This window comes from Mycobacterium sp. 1245852.3 (assembly GCF_001669335.1).
Taxonomy (GTDB): Bacteria; Actinomycetota; Actinomycetes; order Mycobacteriales; family Mycobacteriaceae; genus Mycobacterium; species Mycobacterium europaeum_A.
The window spans coordinates 1-556 of sequence record NZ_LZLL01000117.1 but is presented as its reverse complement, the minus strand read 5'-3'; the positions used below and the strand labels follow the sequence as shown (position 1 = coordinate 556).

Sequence of the window (556 nt, the reverse complement as noted above, 5' to 3'; positions counted from 1 at the left end):
GCCGGGCTCGAGGTAGACCATGACGCGAACCACGATACCGGCCCGCCCGTTTGCTCAGGCCACCAGCACGTGCCCGTGACCAGCGCGCCGGGCGGTTCCGCCGCCCACCGCGGACTGGCAGCGGTGGGCCAGGGCGCGCCGGTCGGTCCCCGGGAGCTGCAGGGACTCGACGCGCACCCGCGCCAGCGTGCGCGGCACGACGAGCAGCCGCCGAATGGAGCTCAGCAGGGTCTCGTCGCCGACGAAGGCCGGCACCGTCGAGGGGCTGCCGTCGACGTGGTGATAGGTCAGCCGCACGGGCTGCACCGGGCGGGCGGCATCGATCGCGGCCTGGAACATCGCCGGGTAGAAGGCGCCGCGGCCTTGATGCGATTGTCCGGCTTCTTTTCCGGCCGTGTCCCGACCGGCATCGTCGCCGGACACTCCGCACCAGGTGGTGCCCTCCGGGAAGGCCACCACCGTCTGACCGGCGCGCAGCCGGCGGGCGACGGCGTCGACCACGCCGGGCAGCCGCCGCAGACTGGACCGCTCGATGGGGATGATCTTCAGGATGCGG

At 73.4% G+C, this 556-nt stretch carries 1 protein-coding gene; it reads right to left on the bottom strand.

Annotated features, from left to right (window positions below; genetic code table 11):
• Window positions 1-54 precede the first annotated feature (54 nt).
• Window positions 55-556 (bottom strand): 1-acyl-sn-glycerol-3-phosphate acyltransferase (locus tag A9W96_RS05355; protein ID WP_197499405.1); only part of this gene is annotated, 502 nt, incomplete at its 5' end.